Genomic DNA, 25728 nt, shown 5'->3' with positions numbered 1-25728 from the left:
CTGGCGTCCAAAGCCATTGGCTGAGTGATACCGCAATAGAAAAAGGCGCCTGACGGGCGCCTTTTTCATAGGTGTCATTCCTGTACCGGCCCTATCGCCGGCAAGCCAGCTCCCACAGGTATTGCACCGCCCGCAAGGCCTGTGCAGTACCTGTGGGAGCTGGCTTGCCGGCGATAGGGCCGGTACAGGCAAACTACCTTTTCTTGCCCCCCAGCAACGACCCCATCAACCCACGTACCAACTGCCGACCCAACTGGTTGGCCGCCTGGCGCACCGCCGACTTGATGGCCTGCCCTGCCGCACTCTGCAAGAACTCACCGGCCTTGTCGGCAAAGCTTTCTTCATCTGCCTTGGGTTGCGGCGCGGGCTCCACCGGCTCACCCTTGCGCTGGGTCAGCATCTCATACGCCGACTCACGGTCCACCGGCTTGTCGTAACGCCCCGCCAGCGGAGAATCGGCAATCAGCGCACTGCGCTCAGCCGCACTCAACGGTCCGATACGCGACTGCGGCGGTGCAATCAGCACCCGTTGCACCATCGCTGGCGTGCCCTTCTCTTCCAGCGTCCCCACCAGCGCCTCGCCAATGCCCAGTTCGGTCAGCACCGCCAGGGTGTCGAACGCCGGGTTGGGGCGGAAGCCATCGGCCACGGCGCGCAGCGACTTCTGCTCTTTGGCGGTAAACGCCCGCAAGCCATGCTGAATGCGCAAGCCCAACTGGGCCAGCACCGCATCTGGCAAGTCCCCCGGCGACTGGGTAACGAAGTACACCCCCACACCCTTGGAACGAATCAGCCGCACCACCTGCTCCAGGCGATCCTGCAATGCCTTGGGCGTATCGTTGAACAACAAGTGCGCTTCATCGAAGAACAACGCCAGCACCGGCTTGTCGGCATCACCGCGCTCGGGCAGTTGCTCGAACAACTCGGCCAGCAGCCACAACAGGAAGGTCGCGTACACCTTGGGGGCATCGTGAACCAACCGGCTGGCGTCCAGCAGGTGGATACGCCCACGGCCATCCGGGTCTGGCCGCAGGAGGTCCTCGAGCTGCAGCCCCGGCTCACCGAACAACGCCTCGGCGCCCTGCTGCTCCAGGGTCGCCAACCGGCGCAACAGCGCCTGGGTGGAGGCCGTGGTCATCAGCGCGCTGTCTTCACCCAGCAATTGCGGGTTGTCCTTCAGGTGCGCGAGCAGCGCCTTGAGGTCCTTGAGGTCGAGCAGCAGCAGGCCTTCACGGTCGGCCACCTTGAACGCCGCGTACAGCGCCGCCTGTTGGCTGTCGGTCAGTTCCAGCAGGTTGCCCAGCAGCAGCGGCCCCATTTCACTGAGGGTGGTACGCAGCGGGTGGCCGGACTGCCCGGCAATGTCCCACAGGCTCACCGGGTAAGCCTGGGGCCTGTGCCCCAGCCAGGGCATGCCGGCGATGCGCTCGGCCACCTTACCCTGCGGCGCACCAGCAGCGCCCAGGCCGCAAAGGTCACCTTTGACATCGGCGGCGAACACCGCAACCCCCGCGTCACTGAACGCTTCCGCCAGATGCTGCAGGGTGACGGTCTTGCCAGTACCCGTCGCGCCCGCCACCAGGCCATGGCGGTTAGCCAGCCTCATCGCTTGCCCAACTGGCTGGCCATCCGGGCCAGCACCTACAACGATGGTCGAAATTTCCGACATCTCTTTAATCCTCTGCTCAAGCTTTACCGTAATTCGGCCGATACCTGTGGGTGATATTCGCCTTAATAGAGAGGAACAACCGAAAAGGGACTTTTCGGGATGTTGCACTGCTTTGCGACTCCACGCGTGCAAACGCCTGATATGAAACCTTAGCGGAACCGATTACGCCATGAACAAAAGCCTTCGTTTCAGCCACAAGATTCTTTTGGCAGCGTCACTGATCGTGATACTCGCCTTCAGCCTTTTCACGCTCTACAACGATTACCTCCAGCGTAATGCGATCCGCGAGGACCTCGAAAACTATCTGGCTGAAATGGGCGCTTCCACTTCGACCAATATCCGCAACCTGTTCGAAGGCCGTATCAAGCTGGTGGAAAACCTGGCACAGAACATAGCCCAGGACCCGACCAACGCCGAAACCCTGATGGGCCAGAATGCGCTGGTTTCCAGCTTCCTCACCGTCTACCTGGGCAAGGTCGACGGTGGCTTCAGCGTGCGCCCTGATTCGAAAATGCCCGACGGCTACGACCCGCGCACCCGCCCCTGGTACAAGGACGGCATGAATGCCGCCGGCGCGACCCTGACCGAGCCGTACATCGACATGACCACCAACAAGATGGTCATCGGCATCCTCAGCAAGGTTTCCGCCAGTGTCGGCGTGGTCGGTGGCGACCTGGCCCTGGACGGCCTGGTACAGATCATCAACTCGCTGAACTTCGGCGGCATGGGCTACGCCTTCCTGGTCAACGACCAGGGCAAGATCCTGGTGCACCCGGACAAAGACCTGGTGATGAAGTCGCTGTCGGACCTGTTCCCGCAGCACACGCCGAAACTGACCGGTGAGCTGACCGAAGTGCAGAGCGAAGGCCAGACCCGCCTGCTGACCTTCACCCCGATCACCGGCCTGCCTTCGGCCAACTGGTACATCGGCCTGTCGGTGGACAAGGACAAGGCATTCTCGATGCTCAGCACCTTCCGCACCTCGGCGGTGATCGCCACGCTGGTGGCGGTGGTGATCATCATCGGCCTGCTCGGCCTGCTGATCCGTGTGCTGATGCAGCCGCTGCACACCATGACCCGCGCCATGGAAGACATCGCCGAAGGTGAAGGCGACCTGACCAAGCGCCTGCGTATCCACAACCACGACGAATTCGGCATCCTGGGCAGCGCCTTCAACCGTTTCGTCGAGCGTATTCACAGCTCGATCCGCGAAGTGTCCTCGGCCACCGAGCAGGTCAACGAAGTAGCCCTGCGGGTCATCAGTGCCTCGAACTCGTCGATGACCAACTCCGACGAACAGTCCAACCGCACCAACAGCGTGGCCGCCGCCATCAACGAACTGGGCGCCGCCGCCCAGGAAATTGCCGGCAACGCCGCCCAGGCTTCGCAGCACGCCAGTTCGGCGCGGTTGCTGGCCGAAGAAGGGCAGCAGGTGGTGGAACGCAACATTGCGGCAATGAACCGCCTGTCCGACCTGATCGTCACTTCCAGCGCGCACATCGAGACGCTGAACAGCAAGACCGTCAACATCGGCCAGATCCTCGAGGTAATCACCAGCATTTCCCAGCAGACCAACCTGCTGGCGCTGAACGCGGCCATCGAAGCGGCCCGCGCCGGTGAAGCCGGGCGTGGTTTTGCGGTTGTCGCCGATGAAGTACGCAACCTGGCGCACCGCACCCAGGAGTCGGCGCAACAGGTGCAGACCATGATCGAAGAACTGCAGGTCGGCGCGCGCGAATCGGTCGAGACCATGGACCAGAGCCAGCGCCACAGCCAGGACAGCATGCAGATCGCCAACCAGGCCGGTGAGCGGCTGGACAGCGTTACCGTGCGCATCGGCGAGATCGACGGCATGAACCAGTCGGTGGCCACCGCCACCGAAGAGCAGACCGCCGTGGTCGAGGCGATCAACATGGACATCAACGAGATCAACATGCTCAACCAGGAAGGCGTGGAAAACCTGCAGGCCACCCTGCGTGCCTGCTCCGACCTGGAACAGCAGGCCGGCCGCCTGAAGCACCTGGTGGGCAGCTTCCGCATCTGATCTCGATCCGCGTCGCCTGCTTCGCGGGCTTGCCCGCTCCCACAGGATCTCCGCCGCTCTTGAATGCGTGGTGATCCCAGTGGGAGCGGGCAAGCCCGCGAAGAAGCCCACACCGATCCCCCGTCTTCCCCCGCCCCGCCCAACCCCGATCGAACAAACTATCCTTCTGATAGGTCAACCTTTAGGCGCGTCATCGCCGGCCCGTTAGCGCCGGATGACAGACCCGAAGACGATCCCGGAGGGATGCTGATCGTGCACATCGCCGACATCACCATGTTCTACGCCCCCGCCAGCGGCGGCGTACGTACCTATCTTGATGCCAAACACCACCGCCTCGACGCCATCCAGGGCGTCCGCCACAGCTTGCTGATACCCGGTGCCAGCGCCCAGCACGCCGATGGCATCTACCAGGTGCCCGCACCGCCGCTGCCGTTCGGCAATGGCTACCGCTTCCCGGTACGCCTGGCCCCCTGGTGCAACGTGCTGCGCAGGCTCAAGCCCGATCTGATCGAAGTCGGCGACCCCTACCTGACCGCCTGGGCTGCGCTGGAAGCGCGGCGCAAGCTCGATGTGCCGGTGATCGGCTTCTACCATTCCGACCTGCCGCTACTGGTCAGCAACCGCATGGGCAACTGGTTCACCCCCAATGTGGAAGCCTATGTCAGCAAGCTGTACGGCAATTTCGACCGGGTGCTGGCCCCCAGCCAGGTCATGGCCGACAAGTTGCGCCGCCTGGGGGTGCGCGATGTGCACGTGCAGCGCCTGGGCGTCGACCTGGCCACCTTCCACCCCAGCCAGCGCGACCCGCAACTGCGTGCCGAACTGGGCATTGCCGACACCAGTCGCCTGCTGATCTACGCCGGTCGTGGCTCGCGGGAAAAGAACCTGCCGGTGCTGCTCGAGTGCATGCAGCACCTGGGCCACCCCTACCACTTGTTGCTGGTGGGTTCGAACATGCCGGCCAACGTGCCGCAGAACGTCAGTGTCATCGATCACTTCTGCCCGGCTCCGGAAGTCGCCCGGCTGATGGCCAGCGCCGACCTGCTGGTGCACGCTGGCGACCAGGAAACCTTCGGCCTGGTCATTCTCGAAGCGATGGCCAGCGCCACGCCGGTGGTGGCCGTGCGCGCCGGTGCTTTCGGCGAAATCGTCAACGAACAGTGCGGGCGCCTGTGCCGCCCCAACGATAGCAAGGCCATGGCGACGGCCGTGCAGGAGGCGTTCGAGGCCGGCGTGCGCAAGCTCGGGGCTCAGGCCCGTCGCCATGCCGAGCAGCAGTATTCGTGGGACCACGTGGTCGCCGGCCTGCTGCAGCACTACCAGGCCGTGCTTGGCCACCAACCACAGGTCCGTGCCCATGGCTGAGCCACTGCCGCCAGCGCGCAGCCTGATGCTGGTGCTGCACGATGTCGCGCCCGAAACCTGGCCCGACTATCAACCCTTCGTCCAGGCCGTCGACGCCATCGGCGGCATCCCCATGACCTGGCTGGTGGTGCCGGACTTTCACCACCGCAACCCGCTGCAGCGCTCGCCCACCTTCTGCCGCTTGCTCGAACGGCGCCTGGCCCAGGGCGACGAGCTTGCCCTGCACGGCTTCTACCATGCCGACAACGGCCCGCCACCACGCACGCCCGGCGAATACTTCATGCGCCGCATCTATACCCACGAAGGCGAGTTCTACGCCCTGGACCAGCAGCAGGCCCTGCAACGCCTGGAGCACGGCCTGGCCCTGTTCGCCCAGCAGGGCTGGCCGGTGGCCGGCTTCGTCGCGCCTGCCTGGTTGATGAGCGAAGGCACCCGCCAGGCACTGCGCCGCCTGCCGCTGCGCTACACCAGCACGCCACAGCACTTGTACCGTTTACCAGACTTCACCGCGATCAAGGCTCCGGGGCTGGTCTGGAGTGCCCGCAGCGCCTGGCGTCGCGGCCTGTCACGGGTGCTGTGCGACTGGCAATGCCGGCGCTGGCGTGATGCCCAGACCCTGCGCCTGGGCCTGCACCCGGTGGACATGCGCCATCGCGCGTCCCGCGACTATTGGCTGAACACCCTGCACACGCTACTGGCACAGGGCCGCGAGCCCCTGACCAAGTCCACCTGGCTCGACCGCCAGGCCAGCGCATGAACCGCCTGGCCTGGCTGGCCCTGGCACTGCTCGGTGCCGTGCTGGTGCCAGCCCTGCTCGGTGGCAGCGAGCTGCTGCCGAGGCTGCAGCGCTTCGCCCCCAGCCTGATGCTGACCCTGCTGGGCATGATCTTGCTGTGCTGGGTCATCAACGCCATCCGCTTGCGCCTGTTGCTCGGCCAGCAAGGAGCAAGGCTTGGGCGCCTGCGCAGCCTGGGTGTGGTGATGGCCACCGAGTTCGCCATCTGTACCACCCCCGGCGGCAGCGGCGGCCCCTTGACCCTGATGGCCCTGCTGGCACGTGACCGTATCGGCCCGGCGCGCAGCGGCGCGGTGTTTGCCATGGATCAGTTGAACGACCTGGTGTTCTTTTTCTGCGCGATGCTGGCGATTGCCGGTTATGCACTGTTCCACAGCCTGGGCCGCAGCCAGGAAAGCATGTTGCTGGGCAGCGCGTTGCTGCTGTGCACCGCACTGGCCGGGGTGATCGGCCTGCTGCGCTACCGGCGCACGGTGATGCGCGTGAACGGCAGGTTGCTGCGCCGCCTGGGCATGAGCCGCCAGCGCAAGCGGCGCTGGGCGCGCAAGCTGCTGCGCTTCATCGACGCACTGGCGCAGACCTGGCGCCTGCCCAAGCGCACGCTGACCCTGGTGTTCACCCTGACCTGCGCCCACTGGGGCCTGCGCTACAGCGTGTTGTATCTGGTATTGAGGGGGTTGGGGGTAGACCTGGCGTGGATCCCCAGCTTTTTGGTGCAGATGCTCTCGCTCAGTGCCGGCCAGTTCAGCCTGCTGCCTGGCGGTGCCGGTGCCGCCGAGCTGACCTCGGCCAGCCTGCTGACGCCACTGGTGGGCAGCTCGACCGCAGCTGCGGCGATCCTGATATGGCGGGCGGTCACTTACTACTTTTATCTGCTGGCGGGTGGGCCGGTGTTTGTGTGCCTGCTGGCGCGCCCGCTGCTGGAGCGTTGGCGGCGTCAGGCGGGTTGAGCTGCTGCCAGAGTTCGGCGGCGCCGGGGAAATCGGTGCCATCGGTGTCGGCCAGGGCTTCGGGGTCGTAGCGGGCCAGGCAGCCTTCACCGAGTGTGGGTGGGGGTGAGGCGGTGGGGTTGTTGCGGGTCTTGGCCATTGCGTATGCCTCAGGATTGCCGGGGGCGCCTTGCGCCCCTTTCGCCGGCAAGCCAGCTCCCACACCGACCGCATCGAGCTCGAGCCATGTGCAAACCTGTGGGAGCTGGCTTGCCTGCGATGGGCTGCAAGGCAGCCCCAAGGCCATCAATCAAAAACTACAGTCTTGTTGCCATGCACCAGCACCCGGTCTTCCAGGTGATAACGCAGGCCACGGGCCAGCACCATCTTCTCCACATCACGGCCAAAGCGGACCATGTCGTCAATGCTGTCGGCATGGCTGACACGCACCACGTCCTGCTCGATGATCGGGCCGGCGTCCAGCTCTTCGGTGACGTAGTGGCAAGTCGCGCCGATCAGCTTCACACCACGCAGGGCGGCCTGGTGATACGGCTTGGCGCCGACGAACGACGGCAGGAAGCTGTGGTGGATGTTGATCACCTTTTCAGCATAGTCCTGGCACAGTTGCGGCGGCAGGATCTGCATGTAGCGGGCCAGCACCACCACGTCGGCGGCGTGCTCCTGCACCAGGCGCGACACTTCGGCAAAGGCCGGGGCCTTGTCCTTGGGGTCGACCGGTACATGGAAGAACGGAATACCGTGCCACTCGACCATGCTGCGCAGGTCGTTGTGGTTGGAGATCACGCAAGGGATCTCGCAGTCCAGTTCATCGGTGTGCCAGCGGTGCAGCAGGTCGGCCAGGCAGTGCGACTCGCGGCTGGCCATCAGCACCACGCGCTTTTTCTGCGCCGAGTCGGTAATGCGCCAGGTCATGGAGAACTCTTCGGCGATCGGCGCAAACGCCTCGCGGAAGGCTTCGATACCGAATGGCAGCGATTCGGCGCGGATTTCATGGCGCATGAAGAACCAACCGCTCTGCTCATCGGAGTGGTGGCTGGCTTCGTTGATCCAGCCATTGTACAAGGCCAGGAAATTACTGACTTTCGCCACGATGCCAACACGGTCGGGGCAGGCGATCACCAGACGATAGGTGCGCATGAATGAGACTCCAGAACTTCGCAAAGGCGCTCATTCTAGCGGCCCGCCAGGAAAAACGCAGTATTGATCGCAGCGGCCGTGGCCTGTGTTCCTGACGAGATGCACTGCCGGCATTCTCTGACAGACATGACGAAATGCAGGGTTAATTGTAAATTTTTGTTCACGTAGAGAAATGGTTGTCACAGCTTAGTTAACAGTTAATTGCCCAACAATATGTTTACTTGCGAGTATTGCCTGTCTATTATTGCCCCACACATTTCTGAACACGCATTAAGGAACACTCCATGTCCCTGATCAACGAGTACCGCGCTACCGAAGAAGCCATCAAGGAACTTCAGGCCCGCCTGGCCAACCTGTCGCAGGATGACAAGCTGAAGAAAGAACTGGAGTTCGAAGGCAAATTGCGCACACTGATGGGCGAGTACTCCAAGTCGCTGCGCGACGTGATTGCCCTGCTCGACCCAGAGTCGAAACTGAGCAAGGCACCTCGTGGTGCGGTCAAGACTACCGCCACCAAGCGTGCACGCAAGGTCAAGCAATACAAGAACCCGCACAACAATGAAGTGATCGAAACCAAAGGCGGCAACCACAAGACCCTGAAAGAATGGAAAGCCAAGTGGGGTGGCGATGTGGTTGAAAGCTGGGCGACCCTGCTGGACTGATTGTCCGCACACGCCTGCTGCTTATCGCAACAAGAACGCCGGCATATTGCCGGCGTTTTTGTTTGTCCGCGTTTTGTGTCAGCGCTCAGCCAATTGCAAATTGTGCCTGCAATTGCCGGGCATGTACCTGCCACGCGTCCAGCACGCGCCGCCCCACCTCGTCGGCGCCCTCCCAGGCCTGCTGCCGCGCCTGTTCGAAGTCGCCCAGCGTATTCGGCGCGCCCCAATGCGGGTCGCTCAGGCGCTGCTGGCAGAAGCTGAACCAGCGTTGCCGCTCTTCGCCGGTCAGGGTCTCGGGGAAGTTGCGCGCCCGATAGCGGAACAACAGTTCAGGCAGGCGCGGGTCATCGAACATCCACTGCCCACGGCCCAACTGCGCCGGTTCCAGTGCACGAACTTGCTCACATAAGCGGCGGTCACGGTCCCCCAGAAAACCGTCATACAACTGTTGTTCCGGGTCTTCACTCGGGGCGAAGTCTTCCTTGGCGTAGATGTGTTCCAGCTTGTCTTGCCATTGCGCCTGTTGCTTGGCCAATTCTTCGCCGCGCAATTGTAACAACGTCAAGTCCAGACCCAACCGTTGTTGATCGGCCGGACGCAATACCGAAAGTGGCGCCAGTACCGGGCAGCGATTGATCTGCACCAGTTTGAGCGGCACGGGTAATTCGCCTTCGGCCAGTTCTTCATGGCGGGTATACAAACGCTGGCGTAGAACTTCAGCACTTTCCCGTAGTAACGGTAGGGTTTCCTGATGCAGGTCGCACACAATCAGTGCATTGCGATTACGCGGGTGCCAGGCCAGTGGCAATACGACACCAAGGTAATTGCGTGCCGCCGAGAAGCGCCCGGATATATGCACCAGTGGCTGCAACAAACGGATCTGCTCCATCACTTTATGCTTGCTGCGCAACTGGAACAGCCAGTCATACAACTTGGGCTGTTTCTGCCGGATCAGGCGGGCCAGGGCGATGGTTGCCCGCACGTCGGAAAGCGCTTCGTGGGCATGCCCATGGTCGATGCCATTGGCCTTGCTCAGCAGCTCCAGGCGCAGGCTGGTGCGCCCGTCCTGCTGCGGCCACTCGATGCCGTCCGGGCGCAATGCATAGGCCGTGCGTACGATGTCGATCAGGTCCCAGCGGCTGTTGCCACCCTGCCACTCTCGGGCATAAGGGTCGAAAAAGTTGCGGTACAGGCTGTAGCGGGTCACTTCGTCGTCGAAGCGCAGGGTGTTGTAGCCGGCGCCACAGGTACCAGGGTGCGCCAGCTGCGCATGCACCCGGGTCATGAACTCGGCTTCGCACAGGCCCTGCTCGGCCAGCAGTTGCGGGGTGATGCCGGTCACCAGGCAGGCGGCCGGGTGCGGCAGGATATCGTCGGAGGGCCGGCAATAAAGGCTGATCGGCTCGTCGATTTCGTTGAGGTCGAAGTCGGTGCGCACGCCGGCCACCTGCAGCGGCCGGTCGCAGCGCGGGTTGATGCCGGTGGTTTCGTAGTCGTGCCAGAAAATGCTGGAGGTCACGGGGTCGTCCTGTATCGAGGTCGACCCGATTCTAGCGCGATTCTGGCGCGACTCCAGCGAGCCTGGGCCCGAGGCTCAGGCAGAGGCGTTGGCGGGGCGGAAACTGAAATAGTCGCGCAACGAGCGGACGAATTCGTCGTACTCGCGGGGCGCCTGCAGCAGCATGAAGCCCGAATCGTAGTGCCCGGGCGTCTGGTCTTCACGGCACCACAGGCAGCTGGCGGTAAGGTTGACGAACTGATGCCCGCCACCAACCAGCGGCAGGCGTAATTGCAGATCGTAGTCGGGCCCGACCAGCACAGGTAGCTGGCTTATCAGCATCAGCCCGTCTTCGGAGGCGTTGCCCAGCTGGCCGATGGCCTGGCCGGTAATGCGGTTGAACACCTTGAGAACACAAGGCAGCTGATGGCGTTCGATGTGGCGCTTGTTGAACATGATCGCAAGTGCAGTCCGTATCCGATGCCAGGAATACGTGGAACTGGCGGTTGTTGTAACAGCTGAGTTACAGATTAGCGCAGCACGCGCGGCAAATCCCGTGAAATAAATCACACCTTGGTGTTAACGCCAAGGTGCGGCGGTCACCGGGGTTGCCACAGCGGCTTCGGCGCCGCGCAAATGGCCGAGTTTCTCCAGGGTCTGCAGGCGTGCCTGGGCACGATAGGCGTATTCATTGCCCGGGTACTGCTGGATCAGGTACTGGTAGGTCTGCGCCGCATCCACGTACAAGGCCTGGCGCTCCAGGCACTGGCCGCGCAGCAGCGACACCTCGGGGTGGATGAACGGTCGCGCACGGCTGGTGCGGTCGACCTGCGACAGCTCGAGCATGACCCGTGCGCAATCGCCACGGTCGTAGGCGCGGTAGGCATTGTTCAGGTGGTGGTCCATGGACCAGCGGGTGCAGCCGACGGCGCTGGCCGCCAGGGCTAAAACGATCAGGGCTCGCATGGGGGTCTCCTTTGATGCCAGTGTATCGGCCTTTGCCGGCAAATCTTCACACCCTTTTGCAAGGATACCCTGCCCGTTCAAATGCCACCCTGCCTTGGTCGCAGGTAGTGCAACGGAACAATGACTACAGCGAGATTCAGGAGTAGCCTTTCGCTGCGCTTCACTATAGGAGTCTGTGCATGAGCATCCGCCGTACCAAAATCGTCGCCACCCTTGGCCCCGCCAGCAACTCGCCGGAAGTGATCGAACAGCTGATCCTCGCCGGCCTGGACGTGGCACGCCTGAACTTCTCCCACGGCACTCCGGACGAGCACAAGGCCCGCGCGCGCCTGATCCGTGACATCGCCGCCAAGAACGGCCGCCATGTTGCACTGCTGGGCGACCTGCAGGGTCCGAAGATCCGCATCGCCAAGTTCGCCAACAAGCGCATCGAATTGAAGATCGGTGACAAGTTCACCTTCTCCACCGCCCACCCGCTGACCGAAGGCAACCAGGACATCGTCGGTATCGACTACCCCGACCTGGTCAAGGACTGCGGCGTTGGTGACGAGTTGCTGCTCGACGATGGCCGCGTGGTGATGCGCGTCGAGACCGCCACCGCAGATGCCCTGCACTGCGTGGTGATCATCGGTGGCCCGCTGTCGGACCACAAAGGCATCAACCGTAAAGGTGGCGGCCTGACCGCACCGGCCCTGACCGAGAAAGACAAGGCCGACATCAAGCTGGCCGCGGAAATGGACCTGGACTACCTGGCCGTGTCCTTCCCGCGTGACGCCAGCGACATGGAATACGCACGCAAGCTGCGTGACGAAGCTGGCGGCAGCGCCTGGCTGGTGGCCAAGATCGAACGCGCCGAAGCGGTGGCCGACGACGAAACCCTCGACAAGCTGATCCTCGCCTCTGACGCCGTCATGGTCGCCCGTGGCGACCTGGGCGTGGAAATCGGCGATGCCGAGCTGATCGCCATCCAGAAGAAGATCATCCAGCACGCCCGCCGCAACAACAAGGCGGTGATCGTGGCGACCCAGATGATGGAGTCGATGATCCAGAACCCGATGCCGACCCGTGCCGAAGTGTCCGATGTGGCCAACGCCGTGCTGGACAACACCGACGCGGTGATGCTGTCGGCCGAGAGTGCCGCCGGTGCCTACCCGATCGAAGCCGTCCAGGCCATGGCCCGCATCTGCCTGGGTGCCGAAAAGCACCCGACCAGCCAGAAGTCCAGCCACCGCCTGCACACCACCTTCGAGCGCTGCGACGAGAGCATCGCCCTGGCGGCCATGTACACCGCCAACCACTTCCCGGGCGTGAAGGCGATCATCGCCCTGACCGAGAGTGGCTACACCCCGTTGATCATGTCGCGCCTGCGTTCGCATGTGCCGATCTTCGCCCTGTCGCCGCACCGCGCTACCCAGGCCCGTGCCAACATGTTCCGCGGCGTGTACCCGATCGCCTTCGACCCGGCCTCGCTGCCGGCCGACAAGGTGAGCCAGGCAGCGGTCGACGAACTGCTCAAGCGTGGCCTGGTGGAGCAAGGTGACTGGGTAATCCTGACCAAGGGTGACAGCTACCACACCATCGGTGGCACCAATGGCATGAAGATCCTGCATGTCGGTGATCCGCTGGTCGGTTGATCTGCTCCAGAGGGGGCCGCTCTGCGGCCCAATCGCCGGCAAGCCAGCTCCCACAGGTACCGCGCAGGCCCGGGTCTGATGCAATCCTGTGGGAGCTGGCTTGCCGGCGATGGGGCCAGCCCAGGCTACACAAATGCCTCAGGCATGCTCGACAAACACATCGGCAAACACCTGCCCTCGCGGCACCCCGGCAATGAACAGCCGCCGGGCAAACCGCTCGACACTCCCCGGCGCCCCACACACCAGCGCCACCGTCTGCCGCGATGACGGCCGCAACCCGGCCAACGCTTCATCCAGCTGCTCTGCCAGTACCAACTCGACATTCACATCCGCCATCTCCCGCAACGGCTCGGCCAGATAATGCCCAACGCCCTCGCGCGCCACATGCATGACCCTGATTTCCCCTTGGTGCCCCTGCCGCAGAGCCTCGCGCAAGATGCCCCACAACGGCGCCAGCCCGGTCCCCGCCGCCAGCAACCACAGCGGCCGCTGCTGCCAGTCCGGGTCGTAATGCAAGGCCCCACCCCTTAGCTCGCCCAGGCGCAGCACATCACCCAGCTGCAAGCCACGGGCCTTGTCACAAAAGGCGCCGGGGCGCTGGCAGTCGATATGAAACTCGAGGAAATCATCTTCGCCCGGCAGGCTGGCCAAGGAGTAAGGCCGCGCCACCGCGCCATTCCACAGCACCACATGCTGCCCCGCCTGGTAACGCATTGCCCGTTCGGGCCGCAGCCGCACGCGCAGCACATCGCCGAACCAGTCCAGGGCACAGACCTGCGCCGGCACGCCATCCTGCTGCGGGTCGAACAGCGCCACGCGCAGGTCCTCGACTACCCGGCACTGGCAGGCCAGGCGCCAACCCTGGGCATGCTTGTCCTGTGCCAGGGCCTCGGGCATGGCATCCAGCGGTTGCCCGCCCAGGCAGTGCACCAGGCAGGCATGGCAACTGCCGGCGCGGCAACTGTAGGGCACGTTCAGCCCGGCCTCGTTCAAGGCATCGAGCAGGTTGCTGCCGGTCGGCACCGCCCAGCGGCGCTCGCCCACGCAAAGTTCGGGCATTTTCAGCTATCTCTTCCAGCTCTTGAGTTTCTGGGGCCGCTTTGCGGCCCTTCGCCGGCAAGCCAGCTCCCACAGGTAATGTGCAGGCTTCAGGCCTGGTGCAATCCTGTGGGAGCTGGCTTGCCGGCGAAGGGGCTGCAGGGCAGCCCCCTCCAAGCATCCTATCTCTACAACAAGTCAGCAAGAACAATGCCTGCCAGCTGCCGACCATGGTCCCAGACCGGCCGCAGGTGTGCCCGGCACGGATGCGCGCTATACTGCCGCGCCTTTTTCCGTCGGCCTGACCTGCCGGCGCCTTGCAAGGCGCTTCGACACGCTGGTCGGCACCGTCGAGCGCCGTAATGAATGTTCCCGTCTTTAAGAGGAGCGCGCTGCATGACCGTGATCAAGCAAGACGACCTGATTCAGAGCGTCGCCGACGCCCTGCAATTCATCTCGTACTACCACCCCGTCGATTTCATCCAGGCCATGCACGAGGCCTATCTGCGTGAAGAGTCGCCTGCTGCGCGCGATTCCATCGCCCAGATCCTGATCAACTCGCGCATGTGCGCCACCGGCCATCGCCCGATCTGCCAGGATACCGGTATCGTCACCGTGTTCGTGCGCGTGGGCATGGACGTGCGCTGGGACGGCGCCACCCTGAGCGTCGACGACATGATCAACGAAGGTGTGCGTCGCGCCTACAACCTGCCTGAAAACGTCCTGCGCGCTTCGATCCTGGCCGACCCGGCCGGTGCCCGCAAGAACACCAAGGACAACACCCCGGCAGTGATCCACTACTCCATCGTCCCCGGCGACAAGGTCGAGGTCGATGTCGCAGCCAAGGGCGGCGGCTCGGAGAACAAGTCGAAGATGGCCATGCTCAACCCGTCCGACTCGATCGTCGACTGGGTACTGAAGACCGTCCCGACCATGGGCGCTGGCTGGTGCCCGCCTGGCATGCTCGGCATCGGCATCGGCGGTACCGCCGAGAAGGCCGCCGTGATGGCCAAGGAAGTGTTGATGGAGTCCATCGACATCCACGAACTGAAAGCCCGTGGCCCGCAGAACCGCCTGGAAGAAATCCGCCTGGAGCTGTTCGAGAAGGTCAACCAGCTGGGCATTGGCGCCCAGGGCCTGGGTGGTCTGACCACCGTGCTCGACGTCAAGATCATGGACTACCCGACTCACGCCGCTTCGCTGCCGGTGTGCATGATCCCCAACTGCGCCGCCACCCGCCACGCCCACTTCGTGCTCGATGGCTCCGGCCCGGCCGAGCTGGAAGCGCCGTCGCTGGACGCCTATCCGGAAATCGTCTGGGAAGCCGGCCCGAGCGCCCGTCGCGTCAACCTCGACGCCATCACCCCGGAAGAAGTCGCCAGCTGGAAGCCGGGCGAGACCATCCTGCTCAACGGCAAGATGCTGACCGGCCGCGATGCCGCGCACAAGCGCATGGTCGAAATGCTCAACCGTGGCGAAGAGCTGCCGGTGGACCTGAAAGGCCGCTTCATCTACTACGTCGGCCCGGTCGACCCGGTCGGTGACGAAGTGGTAGGCCCAGCCGGCCCGACCACCGCCACCCGCATGGACAAGTTCACCCGCCAGATCCTCGAGCAGACCGGCCTGCTGGGCATGATCGGCAAGTCCGAGCGCGGCCCTGCCGCCATCGAAGCGATCAAGGACAACAAGGCCGTGTACCTGATGGCCGTCGGCGGCGCTGCCTACCTGGTGGCCCAGGCCATCCGCAAGTCGAAGGTCCTGGCCTTCGCCGAGCTGGGCATGGAAGCGATCTACGAGTTCGAGGTCAAGGACATGCCGGTGACCGTCGCCGTGGACAGCAACGGTGAGTCGGTACACATCACTGGCCCTGCCCTGTGGCAGAGCAAGATTGCCCAGAGCCTGGCAGTCGAAGTGAAGTAAGCCTGATGTAACAGTGTCGCCTTCTTCGCGGGTAAACCCGCTCCCACAGGGACAGCGCAAGCCTGGGGCTACGCGCTACCTGTGGGAGCGGGTTCACCCGCGAAGAGGCCGCCCCTGTTCTACACAATTCTTTCGAACTGCTCCGGCCAGTCCCTGCGGGTAAACACCTGCCCTTCCCGCCTCACCCGCCGTACTTCCTCAAGGTCCACCTCACAGACCAGCCACTGACTGGTTGCAGGGCTCGATTCTTCACTCAAGGCTACCACCCCATCCCCCGGCATCCCATGATCTGGCGGCACGAACAGCCCTGCCCGGCCGATATTCTCGTCCAGCGCCGGCGACCAGGGCGCCCGCCCGACCGTAGGGCTCTGCAACACCGCAATCTGGTTCTCCAGCGCCCGCGCCTGGGCACCGATACGCACCCGGTGGTAACCCGCCTCGGTGTCGGTACAGCTCGGGGCGAGGATCAGGTCGGCACCACCCTCGGCCAGGCGCCGCGCCAGCATCGGGAATTCGTTGTCGTAGCAGATCAGGATGCCCAGGCGCCCCAATTCGGTGTCGAACACCTGCAGCCCCTGGCCTGCGGCTATATCCCATTGCTCCCGTTCGAAACGGGTCATCATCAGCTTGTCCTGATAACCCAGTACACCCTTGGGGCCGAACAGCCAGGCACGGTTGCGGTAGCGCCCATCGCGGTCCAGCACCGGTACGCTACCCGGTTGCAGGTAGATACCCCAACGCCTGGCAATGCCTTCGCACAGTGCCTTCCAGGGCTCGATCAGCGGCTGGATACCGGCGATGGAGGCCTTCAGGTCACCCCGCTGCTCGGCACTCAGCTGCCCGCTGAGCACCAGCCCGGCGTACTCCGGCAACAGCAGCAGGTGGGCCCCCGCCTCCACCGCTTCGGCACACAGGGCTTGCAGGTGGTCGGCGTAGGCATCCCAGGTTTCATGCAGCTCGATGGCGTACTGGCAGGCCGCCAGACGGATCATATCGGCAGTTCCTTGAGCCAGAACGACATCAGCTTGTCGGAGCTTTCCTGCTCGTCCAGGTCGCGCCAGGCGTAGCTGGTGCGCAGCGACGGGTCGTGCAGGAAGCCGCGGTTACGCCAGAAGCCATGCAATGGTTTGTAGTCCGCTGGCCGCCGTGGATGCACGCCTGGCCGCTCGACCGCACAGAACGCGCAGTAGTCGAACTCGGCCAGCTTGTGTGCGTAGGACTCGCGCTCGATGAAAAAGCGCACCCCCAGGCCCTGGCCACGGTACTCGGGCAGTACCACCGATTCACCGAAGTAGTACACGCTGGCCGGGTCGCGCCCCTGAGCCAGGAACGGCTGCTGGAACTCGGGGGCGACATCCACCAGCGGCAGGCCGGTGGAGGCACCAACGACCTTGCCGTCGTCCAGTGCCAGCACCACCAGGCTGCGCCCGGAGCGGGCATAGGTGGCCAGGTAGTCGGCCTCGTACTCCGGGGTGCCGTCGTAAAGGTAGGGAAACTCGCGGAACACGGTAAGGCGCAGGCGAGCGAGGTCATCGATGTAAGGCGCGATAGCGGCGCCGTGCAACAGGCGTATTTCCATGCTTGGCGGTCGTTTTGTCGATGTGGATGACGCGCTCGGCTAAGCCGGGCTTGAGGGGAAACCCTATCATCCGGAGCAACGACCCGCCTTTTCCCTCCACGACAGGTATTGTTCCATGACCGCTACCGAACTGGTAAATGCTTACTACGCCGCCTTCAATGCGGGCGACATGCCGGCCTTTCTCGCCCTGCTCAGCGAGGATGTGATCCACGACATCAACCAGGGCGAGCGGCAGATGGGCAAGGCCCGGTTTGCAGCGTTCATGGACAAGATGAACCGCTGCTACCGCGAGCGCCTGGCCGATATCGTGGTGATGCAGAACGCCGACGGCAGCCGCGCGGCGGCGGAGTTCACCGTGCATGGGGAATATCTGGCCGATGACGAAGGGTTGCCGGCGGCCAACGGGCAGACCTATGTACTGCCGGCGGGGGCGTTCTTCTATATCCATTGCGGGAAGATTGCCCGGGTGACCAACTACTACAACCTCAATGACTGGGTCGAGCAGGTGGGTTAAGCCTGGTTGACTGTGCTGCCTGCACTGGCCTCATCGCCGGCAAGCCAGCTCCCACAGGTACTCCACAGGTCTTGAAACCTTCGCTAAACCTGTGGGAGCTGGCTTGCCGGCGATAAGGCCCTGTCAGGCAATACGGGTACCAAGCACCTTGAGGAATGCCGCCAGCCACGCCGGATGCGCCGGCCATGCCGGTGCCGTCACCAGGTTGCCGTCCACATGCGCCTGGTCCACCGCGATATCGATGAATGTCCCGCCCGCCAAGCGCACTTCCGGGGCGCACGCCGGGTACGCACTGCATTCGCGCCCTTCCAGCACGCCGGCCGCCGCCAGCAACTGGGCACCATGGCATACCGCCGCGATCGGCTTGCCGGCCTGGTTGAATGCGCGCACCAGCTCTAGGACCTTTTCATCCAGGCGCAGGTACTCCGGTGCACGTCCACCCGGGATCAGCAACGCGTCGTAACCCTCGGCACGCACCCGCACGAAATCGTAGTTCAGGGCAAAGTTGTGCCCCGGCTTTTCGCTGTAGGTCTGTTCGCCCTCGAAATCATGAATCGCGGTACGCACGGTCTGCCCCGCGACCTTTTCCGGGCATACCGCATGCACCGTGTGCCCGACCATGCTCAGCGCCTGGAACGGCACCATGACTTCGTAATCTTCGACGTAGTCGCCGACCAACATGAGAATTTTCTTCGCCGTCATCGCACCCACTCCTTCGATTGCCTTGAGACAGTCACTGCACGATAGCCGGTCTCAGTCGCGACGGTCGAGCAAGTTGACCACCAACCGGTCCAGCCACCCCCACAACCGCTGCTTCACCCGGCGCCACAGCGGCCGGGCATTCCAGTGGCCCAGGTCGACCACCTCGCTCAAGGCGAAATCACGCTCGAAACTGGCCTGCACGGCAGCCGTCAGCGGCGGGTCGAGTGCCTCGATATTGGCCTCGAGGTTGAAGCGCAGGTTCCAGTGATCGAAGTTGCATGAGCCGATACTGACCCAGTCGTCGATCAGCACCATCTTCAGGTGCAGGAAACACGGCTGGTACTCGTAGATGCGCACCCCGGCGCGCAGCAGACGCGGGTAATAGCGGTGCCCGGCGTAACGTACCGAGGGGTGATCGGTGCGCGGCCCGGTCAGCAGCAGCCGCACATCGACCCCCTTGCCGGCAGCCCGGCGCAGCGACCGGCGCACGCTCCAGGTCGGCAGGAAGTAAGGCGTGGCCAGCCACACTCGCTGCTTGCCGCTGTTGATCGCCCGCACCAGCGAATGCAGGATGTCCTGGTGCTGGCGGGCGTCGGCATAGGCCACCCGGCCCATGCCCTGCCCCTGCGCAGGCACCTTGGGCAGGCGCGGCAGGCCAAAGCCCTCGGCGGGGCGCCAGGCGGTGCGACGGTTGTTGGCGTGCCACTGGCGGTCGAACAGCAACTGCCAGTCGCTTACCACCGGCCCCTGCATCTGCACCATCACCTCGTGCCATTCACTGGTCGCCTCGCCCGGTGTCCAGAACTCGTCGGTGACGCCCGTGCCGCCCACCACTGCCCAGCGCTCGTCCACCAGCAGCAACTTGCGGTGATCGCGGTACAGGTTGCGCAGGCCACGCTTCCAGCGCAGGCGGTTGTACCAGCGCAGGTACACACCTGCGTCCAGCAGGCGCTGACGCAACTGGCTGTTGAAAGCCAGCGAGCCATAGTCGTCGAACAGGCAGCGCACCCGCACGCCACGTCGGGCAGCCTGCTCCAGCGCCTCGACCACCGCATCCGCGCAGTCACCGGCCTCGACCAGGTACAGCTCCAGGTCGACCTGGAACTCGGCGCGCATGATCGCCAGGAGCATGCGCGGAAAAAACTCGGGGCCGTCGATCAGCAGTTCGAACTGGTTGCCATCCCGCCAGGGAAAGACCGGCCCCGGCATGTCAGCGGGCGGTGAAGATCAGCACCGCGCTAACCGGCACCGACGGGTTGATGGACTTGAGCCCGGCGAGCTTGCGCAGGCGTTGCAGCCCCGGCAGCAGGCCGAAATCCTCGGCGCGCAGCACCAGGGGCTCAAGGGTCACCACCTGGAAGCGTCGCTCGTCCAGGCGGGTGGCCAGCAGCAGGGCGTTGTAGCTGTGCGACTGGCCATGCAAGGTCACGGTCAATGGCAGGCGCAGTTCGATCTGGGCACCGTTGGCCAGGTCGTTGATCGGCCGCAGGTCCAGTTGCGCCTGCACCTTGGCTTCGGCAAAGCGCTCGACCTCGAACAGGTCCTCACGCATGCGTTCATCACGCAGCGGAATACCGCTGCTCACCGAGTCCATCTCGATGCTCAACCCGGCCACACCCTTGCGGTCGACCGTGCCATGCAGCACCAGGAAGCGGTGCACTTCGGCGGTGTTACCGTTCTTGCCGGTAATGAACGAAAGGCGCGAAGACTCGCCATCGAGGTGCCAGTTGGCATGGGCGGGCAGGCAAAAAGCCAGCAACAAGGCGGGCAGCAGGCGGGGCAGCTTGAACATGACAGATCTCGTGAAACCAGGCCGCCAACCTTACCCGCCCGCCTTCACGGCAGCAAGCGGCAGCCCTCGCGCGGGCCTTGCCAGGCGGCCTGATTGCGACGGCCCAGGCCTTCGGCGGTAACCTGCCGCTGTTGGCTGTCTTCCTCCAGCAGGCTCAGCGGCAGCCATTGCTTCACGTAGCCTTGGCAATACGCCGGCTCGAACCCCATGACGAAGCGGCACGAGCAATATTCCTTGGCCGAGTAGGCCGAAAGGATACCGGGGAAGTCCACCAAGGCCTGGCGCTCGTGCCAGGCCCAGTACACCAGCCCCAGCAACACCACCAGCAGCACCCGCTTCATGCCCCCTCCCCAGCCAGCGCCGCGAGTATCCGCTTGAGCAGTTCGTCGTGCTGGTAGCTGCCGTCGCGGTCATCGGCGTAACGCACGATCACCAGCTTTTGCGCGGGCAGCACATACAGCGCCTGGCCCCAGTGGCCAAGGGCGGCATAGGTGTCTGCGGGTGCACTCGGCCAAGGCCGTGCAGCGCCGGCCAGCGGCTGGTTGAGCCACCAGTGGCCACCGGGGTTGGCCTCGCCGGGCAGCGCTTGGGCCGCGGCAAACGGCGTGCGGTTGAAAGCCACCCATGGCTTGGGCAGCAATTGCCGATCCTGCCAGCGCCCGTCGCGCTGCATCAGCAGGCCGATGCGCGCCAGGTCGCGAGCGCTGAGGTACAGGTAGGACGAACCCACATAGGTACCCGCGCGGTCCCGCTCCCATACCGCGCTGTCGATCCCCAACGGGGTGAACAGTGCATGCCAGGGGTAGTCGGCGTACTGACCGGCATCGAGCATGCCGCGCAACGCGGCGGCCAGCAGGTTGCTGTCGCCACTGGAATAGAGAAACCGCTGGCCCGGGCTGGCCACCGCTTCCCGCGCCGCCGTATAGGCCGCCATGTCCTCACGGCCACGGGTATACAGCATGGCCACCACCGAGGACTTGAGCGGGGCGTACTCGTAGTCTTCCTGCCAGTCCAGGCCGCTGGCCCAATGCAGCAGATCGGCCATGCGCACGCCGGGATGGGCGTGCATGGCCGGGTAGAAGCGGGTGACCGGGTCCTGCAGCTGGAAGCGGCCTTCGCCCTGGGCTACGCCCAATAGCGTGGCGAGTACGCTCTTGCTGATCGACCAGGTCAGGTGGGCGGTGGCGGCGGTGCTGGGGGCGGCGTAGCGTTCGTGGAGGATGCGGCCGTCGCGGATGATCAGCAGGGCGTCGGTGCGGATGCCGCTGCGTTCGGGGGTGGTGTGTGCGGGGAAGGCGTAGGCGTCGACGGCTTGCCAGTCGAGGGGGGTGTTGTCGATTGGCCAGTCCGGCGTTGGCCAGACCTCGGCTTTGGCGGTTCCCGTAGCCATGCAAAAAAGCAGCAGCAGACTTTTCAGCATCCCATTTCAGGCTCGCAATTTTGGGGCTGCTGCGCAGCCCTTTCGCGACACAAGGCCGCTCCCACAGGGAACAGCGCTGCTCTCGCTTTTGTGGGAGCGGCCTTGTGTCGCGAAAGGGCCGCAAAGCGGCCCCAGGATTCATCGGATCACACAAACCTATCAGACATTCATGACAATCCCGCAGCAGCCCAAGCCTTGTTCAGCCGCTTCTCCCGCGCCGACGCCGCCAGCGCCATCACCCCCTGGTCACGCTGCCAGATCTGCGCCCACTGCGCCGGCCCCGCCGCCAACGCAGCATCGATCTCCCCTCGCAGCGCCTGGAACTGTGCAAACAATCCCCCCAGCAACAAATGGCAGCCAACGCTATCGGCGCACTGCCGGCTACCTTCGGCACACCCGGCCAGCAGCCCAAGCAACTGCAGGCGCAGGGCCTGCGGCCAGGCGCACTCCTGCCCCACGCCATACAGCCAGGCCGTCAACGCCGTAAGCACATACAAGTCCTCCAGCGAACGGAACGGCTTCACATAGGCATCCCAACCATCACCGGCCAGCAACTCGCACGCCGCCTGCTCCAGCACCAGTCGCCCATGGCCCACCTCCGGCATCAGCGGCAGGGTCGGCAGCGCTTCCAGCGTCACACCTGGCTCCCCGGGGTAGACCACCGCCAGGTTCAACTGCGGCGCCGCGCCCGTCGCCTCGCAGCGCGCCGCCACCAGCAGCCATTCCGCCTCCAGGCCGGCAGTGACAAAGTCCTTGCTGCCGGTCAGCCGCAAGCCGTCCAGGCGCGTGCGCATGTCCGCCGGCCGCACGCTGCGCCGTTCGGTGGCGCACAGGGCACCGAGGCTCGGTGGAGCACTGGGCCACAGCACGCGCAAGGCGGCCTGGTAGCCGACCAGGAAGGCCAGGCCCGGGGTGGCCATCGCTCGCCCGCCGAGCACTGCCAGTTCGAACGGGGCAACCGGGCCAAGGCGCTCGAGCAGCGCGGCATAGGTTTCGCCCAGGGTGCCCGCCAGCGCTTGGCGAAGCGGGTCGTTGAGTCGTTGCAACCAGGCCATCGGTCGGCTCCTTGCTGAAGGGCTTTCAGTTGAGGCTCAGGGGGTGTCACGCAAGCATCACCAAAGATTCACAGGGGTGACACCCCATCTACCTAGGCTGACTTTGCACAACAAAGCCGACCGGCCGCAACCCTTCATGGCTGGCTTATGGAGACTCGTAATGACTCGGATCGCTCACGCTGGCGACAACAGCACCGAACGCCGTCTGCAAGCCGAACGCCTGGTTGGCGCTGCGGCCCTGCAGGAAGCCCAGGCCCTGCGCTACAAAGTGTTCAGCGCCGAATTCAAGGCCAAGCTCAAAGGAGCCGAGCAAGGCCTGGACATGGACGACTACGACGTGCACTGCCGCCACATTGGCGTACGCGACCTGAGCACCGGCGAGCTGGTTGCCACCACCCGCCTGCTCGACCATCAGGCCGCCAGCAGCCTGGGCCGCTTCTATAGCGAAGAAGAATTCAGCCTGCACGGCCTGTTGCAGCTGCAGGGCCCGATCCTGGAGCTGGGCCGCACCTGCGTAGCCCCCGATTACCGCAACGGCGGCACCATCGCCGTGCTCTGGGGCGAACTGGCCGAAGTGCTCAACGAAGGCCGCTACAGCTACCTGATGGGCTGCGCCAGCATCCCCATGCAGGATGGCGGGGTGCAGGCCCACGCGGTAATGCAGCGCCTGCGTGACCGCTACCTGTGCACCGAGCACCTGCGCGCCGAGCCGAAGAACCCGTTGCCCAACCTGGCCCTGCCGAACAACGTCATTGCCGAAATGCCACCGCTGCTAAAGGCATACATGCGCCTGGGCGCGAAGATCTGCGGCGAGCCGTGCTGGGACGAAGACTTCCAGGTGGCCGATGTGTTCATCCTGCTCAAGCGCGACGAACTGTGCCCACGCTACGCCCGCCACTTCAAGGCAGCGGTCTGATGCCGAAGCTGCGGGTAATGGCCCGCCTGACTCGACTGCTGCTGGTACTGCTGCTGGGCATGCTGATGGCCAGCGTGATCGCCCTGGGCGAACGCCTGGGGTTCAAGGCGCCCATCGAGCGCCGCCAGCGCTGGACCTGCCTGTTCATGAAGCGCCTGGTCGCGGCCCTGCCCTTCGATGTGCGGGTGGTCGGCGAGCTGCCGCAGCGGCCGATGCTGTGGGTCAGCAACCACGTGTCCTGGACCGATATCCCCCTGCTCGGCATGCTGCTGCCGCTGTCGTTCCTGTCCAAGGCCGAAGTGCGCCACTGGCCGGTGGCCGGCTGGCTGGCGGAAAAGGCCGGCACTCTGTTCATCCGCCGTGGCGGGGGCGACAGCCAGCGCCTGCGTGAACAGATCGCCGGGCAGCTGGGCCTTGCCCGGCCGCTGCTGATCTTCCCGGAAGGCACCACCACCAGCGGCCGTACCCTGCGCACCTTCCATGGCCGCCTGCTGGCAGGCGCCATCGACCGTGGCGTGGCGGTGCAGCCGGTCGCCATCCAGTACCTGCGCGATGGCCAGATCGACCCGATTGCACCGTTCATTGGTGACGATGACCTGGTGTCGCACCTGATGCGCCTGTTTGCCCTGCCGCGGGGCGAGGTATGCATTCACCTGCTGCAGCCGATCGGCAGCGTGGGCAAGGAGCGAGCGGTGCTGGCGTTGCAGGCGCAGCAGGCGATTCACCTGGCGTTGTTCGGGGTTGAAGAAGTTGAGCTGGCGTCACGGCGGCAGGCGCGGGCTGCCTGAGTTTTATGCACTGCCTGTTCTGGCCCCTTCGCGGGTGAACCCGCTCCCACAGGGACCGCACTCATCCTGAGTTCTGTGGTGTACCTGTGGGGAGCCACAGGGACCGCACTCATCCTGAGTTTTGTGGTGTACCTGTGGGGAGCCACAGGGATGGCACTCATCCTGGGTTCTGTGGTGTACCTGTGGGAGCGGGTTTACCCGCGAAGAGGCCGGCAATGCCAACCCAGTACTAACTGTCAGACATCCGCCCCGCTGCAGCAAAGGCCTGCAACTGTGGATAAAACTCCCTGAAGTCCGCCAGCAATGGCTCATACAGCCGCTCCAGCTCCCCCATCACCCCAGCCATCCCCTCCGGCCGCGACAAGCGCCGGGCAATGCCGTTGAACACCTGCTCCAGCGTGGAAAAGTCGCCATACGCCCCCAGCCAGTCATCCGCCGCCATGAACGGCGCAATCCGCGCAAGCCGCCCCGGCAACTCGGGCTCCGCCAGCAGCACCCGATAAAAGTCCCCGGTGAACTGCGCCAGCGGCTGCTCGGCATAATCCCGCCAATGCCGGGCCAGGCAATGGTCGAAAAACACATCCAGAACAATGCCGGCAAAGCGCCGCCGCTCCCGCGGAAAGCGCGCCAGTGCCGCCAGCACCAACGGATGCTGGTCGGTATAGCTGTCGATATGCCGGTGCAGCCGGATGGCCGCCTCCAGCGCAGGCGGGAAGCGCCCTTCCAGCGAGCCTTTGACAAAGTCGCCATACAGGCTGCCAAGCAGTTGTTGCGGCGCCGGGCCGCCAAGGTGCAGGTGTGCGAGGTAGTTCATGAGCGCAGTCTAGCACCGCCGCCCCCTATATCGTTATAACGCGATATAGCGATTCATGCTCAGCTCAGAACCTCTTCATATTTGTATATCGGGAATCCACGATTTACATTTCGCCCTATCGCGATATACCGCTACAACGAGCCTCAACCCATGCCTCTCGATCTCGACGAAATCATAAAAGCGCTGGCCCACCCGGTCAGGCGAGAAATCCTCAGCTGGCTGAAGGACCCGGCAACGCAATTCCCCGACCAGTACCACAGCACCGAGAACGGTGTGTGTGCCGGGCAGATCGACCAACGCTGCGGCCTGTCGCAGTCGACCGTCTCCGCCCACCTGGCCACCCTGCAGCGCGCCGGGCTGATCAGCAGCCAGAAGATCGGCCAATGGCACTTCTTCAAACGCAACGAAGCCACTATCCAGGCGTTTCTCGAACAACTGCGCCAAGCACTCTGAACAGGCAGGTAACCGT

Annotated in this window: 26 protein-coding genes and 1 pseudogene; 12 read left to right on the top strand and 15 right to left on the bottom strand. The window is 64.3% G+C overall.

Annotated elements, in window-relative coordinates:
* Positions 1 to 193: 193 nt before the first annotated feature.
* The gene (locus RYH74_RS10100) at positions 194 to 1669 is read right to left on the bottom strand and encodes a helicase HerA-like domain-containing protein (protein ID WP_085706234.1); all 1476 of its coding nucleotides are present in this window, start codon (positions 1667 to 1669) and stop codon (positions 194 to 196) included.
* 169 nt (positions 1670 to 1838) lie between these two features.
* On the opposite strand from RYH74_RS10100, the pseudogene RYH74_RS26480 reads away from it, so the two are divergent.
* The 5 genes and pseudogenes from RYH74_RS26480 to RYH74_RS10080 all read left to right on the top strand — a co-directional run.
* Positions 1839 to 2855 (top strand): annotated as a pseudogene (locus RYH74_RS26480) (cache domain-containing protein); the annotation flags it as partial.
* Positions 2856 to 2948: 93 nt separating this feature from the next.
* Positions 2949 to 3713, top strand: coding sequence for a methyl-accepting chemotaxis protein (locus RYH74_RS26475; protein ID WP_370464237.1), 765 nt, complete (start codon positions 2949 to 2951; stop codon positions 3711 to 3713).
* A gap of 243 nt (positions 3714 to 3956) precedes the next feature.
* Complete coding sequence (locus RYH74_RS10090) at positions 3957 to 5078, top strand: glycosyltransferase family 4 protein (protein ID WP_025340498.1); 1122 nt, start codon at positions 3957 to 3959, stop codon at positions 5076 to 5078.
* Positions 5071 to 5835 carry a DUF2334 domain-containing protein gene (locus tag RYH74_RS10085; protein ID WP_025340499.1) on the top strand — a complete coding sequence of 255 codons (765 nt, stop codon included), beginning with the start codon at positions 5071 to 5073 and terminating at the stop codon, positions 5833 to 5835. Before RYH74_RS10090 ends, RYH74_RS10085 begins: the two co-directional genes overlap by 8 nt.
* Complete coding sequence (locus RYH74_RS10080) at positions 5832 to 6824, top strand: lysylphosphatidylglycerol synthase transmembrane domain-containing protein (RefSeq protein ID WP_061551882.1); 993 nt, start codon at positions 5832 to 5834, stop codon at positions 6822 to 6824. The genes RYH74_RS10085 and RYH74_RS10080 overlap by 4 nt, the downstream gene beginning before the upstream one ends.
* A 285-nt stretch (positions 6825 to 7109) precedes the next feature.
* On the opposite strand, the gene purU is transcribed toward RYH74_RS10080, so the two are convergent.
* Complete coding sequence (purU, locus tag RYH74_RS10075; RefSeq protein WP_023662871.1) at positions 7110 to 7961, bottom strand: formyltetrahydrofolate deformylase; 852 nt, start codon at positions 7959 to 7961, stop codon at positions 7110 to 7112.
* Positions 7962 to 8245: 284 nt separating this feature from the next.
* Between purU and mvaT the strand changes: the two genes are divergently transcribed.
* Positions 8246 to 8623, top strand: coding sequence for a histone-like nucleoid-structuring protein MvaT (mvaT, locus tag RYH74_RS10070; RefSeq protein ID WP_003259590.1), 378 nt, complete (start codon positions 8246 to 8248; stop codon positions 8621 to 8623).
* An 85-nt stretch (positions 8624 to 8708) separates the two neighbouring features.
* Here the strand turns inward: mvaT and sbcB are convergent, their stop codons facing one another.
* From sbcB to RYH74_RS10055, 3 genes are all read right to left on the bottom strand, one after another.
* Entirely contained in the window at positions 8709 to 10142 is a 1434-nt protein-coding gene (sbcB, locus tag RYH74_RS10065; RefSeq protein WP_286100521.1) for an exodeoxyribonuclease I, read from the bottom strand.
* Positions 10143 to 10217: 75 nt separating this feature from the next.
* The gene (locus RYH74_RS10060; protein WP_025340502.1) at positions 10218 to 10577 is read right to left on the bottom strand and encodes a PilZ domain-containing protein; all 360 of its coding nucleotides are present in this window, start codon (positions 10575 to 10577) and stop codon (positions 10218 to 10220) included.
* Positions 10578 to 10700: 123 nt separating this feature from the next.
* The gene (locus RYH74_RS10055; RefSeq protein WP_317409337.1) at positions 10701 to 11087 is read right to left on the bottom strand and encodes a tetratricopeptide repeat protein; all 387 of its coding nucleotides are present in this window, start codon (positions 11085 to 11087) and stop codon (positions 10701 to 10703) included.
* A gap of 179 nt (positions 11088 to 11266) precedes the next feature.
* Between RYH74_RS10055 and pyk the strand changes: the two genes are divergently transcribed.
* Positions 11267 to 12721 carry a pyruvate kinase gene (gene pyk, locus RYH74_RS10050; protein WP_013974057.1) on the top strand — a complete coding sequence of 485 codons (1455 nt, stop codon included), beginning with the start codon at positions 11267 to 11269 and terminating at the stop codon, positions 12719 to 12721.
* Positions 12722 to 12859: 138 nt separating this feature from the next.
* Here pyk and RYH74_RS10045 read toward each other — a convergent pair whose 3' ends face one another.
* Positions 12860 to 13780 carry an iron-sulfur-binding ferredoxin reductase gene (locus RYH74_RS10045; RefSeq protein WP_085592068.1) on the bottom strand — a complete coding sequence of 307 codons (921 nt, stop codon included), beginning with the start codon at positions 13778 to 13780 and terminating at the stop codon, positions 12860 to 12862.
* Positions 13781 to 14155: 375 nt separating this feature from the next.
* On the opposite strand from RYH74_RS10045, the gene RYH74_RS10040 reads away from it, so the two are divergent.
* Positions 14156 to 15679, top strand: a complete 1524-nt coding sequence (locus tag RYH74_RS10040; protein WP_025340505.1) for a fumarate hydratase — start codon at positions 14156 to 14158, stop codon at positions 15677 to 15679.
* Positions 15680 to 15798: 119 nt separating this feature from the next.
* Here the strand turns inward: RYH74_RS10040 and RYH74_RS10035 are convergent, their stop codons facing one another.
* Both RYH74_RS10035 and RYH74_RS10030 read right to left on the bottom strand, forming a co-directional pair.
* Entirely contained in the window at positions 15799 to 16671 is an 873-nt protein-coding gene (locus RYH74_RS10035) for a carbon-nitrogen hydrolase family protein (protein WP_317409336.1), read from the bottom strand.
* Positions 16668 to 17258, bottom strand: coding sequence for a GNAT family N-acetyltransferase (locus tag RYH74_RS10030; RefSeq protein ID WP_013974061.1), 591 nt, complete (start codon positions 17256 to 17258; stop codon positions 16668 to 16670). The genes RYH74_RS10035 and RYH74_RS10030 overlap by 4 nt, the downstream gene beginning before the upstream one ends.
* 115 nt (positions 17259 to 17373) lie before the next feature.
* On the opposite strand from RYH74_RS10030, the gene RYH74_RS10025 reads away from it, so the two are divergent.
* Positions 17374 to 17772: a nuclear transport factor 2 family protein gene (locus RYH74_RS10025; protein ID WP_015271666.1), complete on the top strand. Its 399-nt coding sequence runs from the start codon at positions 17374 to 17376 to the stop codon at positions 17770 to 17772.
* Positions 17773 to 17895: 123 nt separating this feature from the next.
* On the opposite strand, the gene RYH74_RS10020 is transcribed toward RYH74_RS10025, so the two are convergent.
* From RYH74_RS10020 to RYH74_RS09995, 6 genes are all read right to left on the bottom strand, one after another.
* Positions 17896 to 18474: a DJ-1/PfpI family protein gene (locus RYH74_RS10020; protein ID WP_025340508.1), complete on the bottom strand. Its 579-nt coding sequence runs from the start codon at positions 18472 to 18474 to the stop codon at positions 17896 to 17898.
* 51 nt (positions 18475 to 18525) lie between these two features.
* The gene (locus RYH74_RS10015; protein WP_025340509.1) at positions 18526 to 19683 is read right to left on the bottom strand and encodes a phospholipase D-like domain-containing protein; all 1158 of its coding nucleotides are present in this window, start codon (positions 19681 to 19683) and stop codon (positions 18526 to 18528) included.
* 1 nt (position 19684) lies between these two features.
* Positions 19685 to 20266, bottom strand: coding sequence for a YceI family protein (locus tag RYH74_RS10010; RefSeq protein WP_025340510.1), 582 nt, complete (start codon positions 20264 to 20266; stop codon positions 19685 to 19687).
* Between the two features lie 44 nt (positions 20267 to 20310).
* Positions 20311 to 20607, bottom strand: coding sequence for an amidase (locus RYH74_RS10005; protein ID WP_286100527.1), 297 nt, complete (start codon positions 20605 to 20607; stop codon positions 20311 to 20313).
* Entirely contained in the window at positions 20604 to 21686 is a 1083-nt protein-coding gene (locus RYH74_RS10000; RefSeq protein ID WP_286100528.1) for a serine hydrolase domain-containing protein, read from the bottom strand. The genes RYH74_RS10005 and RYH74_RS10000 overlap by 4 nt, the downstream gene beginning before the upstream one ends.
* A 167-nt stretch (positions 21687 to 21853) precedes the next feature.
* The gene (locus RYH74_RS09995) at positions 21854 to 22741 is read right to left on the bottom strand and encodes an acyl-CoA dehydrogenase (RefSeq protein WP_317409335.1); all 888 of its coding nucleotides are present in this window, start codon (positions 22739 to 22741) and stop codon (positions 21854 to 21856) included.
* Between the two features lie 160 nt (positions 22742 to 22901).
* Here RYH74_RS09995 and olsB point away from each other — a divergent pair, with 160 nt between their 5' ends.
* Together olsB and RYH74_RS09985 are read left to right on the top strand one after the other, a co-directional pair.
* Complete coding sequence (gene olsB / locus RYH74_RS09990) at positions 22902 to 23657, top strand: L-ornithine N(alpha)-acyltransferase (protein ID WP_015271672.1); 756 nt, start codon at positions 22902 to 22904, stop codon at positions 23655 to 23657.
* Positions 23657 to 24445: a lysophospholipid acyltransferase family protein gene (locus RYH74_RS09985; protein WP_075046238.1), complete on the top strand. Its 789-nt coding sequence runs from the start codon at positions 23657 to 23659 to the stop codon at positions 24443 to 24445. The genes olsB and RYH74_RS09985 overlap by 1 nt, the downstream gene beginning before the upstream one ends.
* Positions 24446 to 24674: 229 nt before the next feature.
* On the opposite strand, the gene RYH74_RS09980 is transcribed toward RYH74_RS09985, so the two are convergent.
* A complete protein-coding gene (locus RYH74_RS09980) occupies positions 24675 to 25259 on the bottom strand; it encodes an ACP phosphodiesterase (RefSeq protein ID WP_317409334.1) in 585 nt (194 codons plus the stop codon).
* A gap of 150 nt (positions 25260 to 25409) precedes the next feature.
* Between RYH74_RS09980 and RYH74_RS09975 the strand changes: the two genes are divergently transcribed.
* Positions 25410 to 25712 (top strand): ArsR/SmtB family transcription factor, encoded by a 303-nt coding sequence (locus tag RYH74_RS09975; RefSeq protein WP_003258229.1) that lies wholly within the window; start codon positions 25410 to 25412, stop codon positions 25710 to 25712.
* Positions 25713 to 25728 lie beyond the last annotated feature (16 nt).

The sequence above is a fragment of the Pseudomonas sp. LSJ-87 genome (assembly GCF_032971465.1).
Taxonomy (GTDB): domain Bacteria; phylum Pseudomonadota; class Gammaproteobacteria; order Pseudomonadales; family Pseudomonadaceae; genus Aquipseudomonas; species Aquipseudomonas putida_Z.
This window is presented reverse-complemented; position numbering and strand designations above follow the sequence as displayed.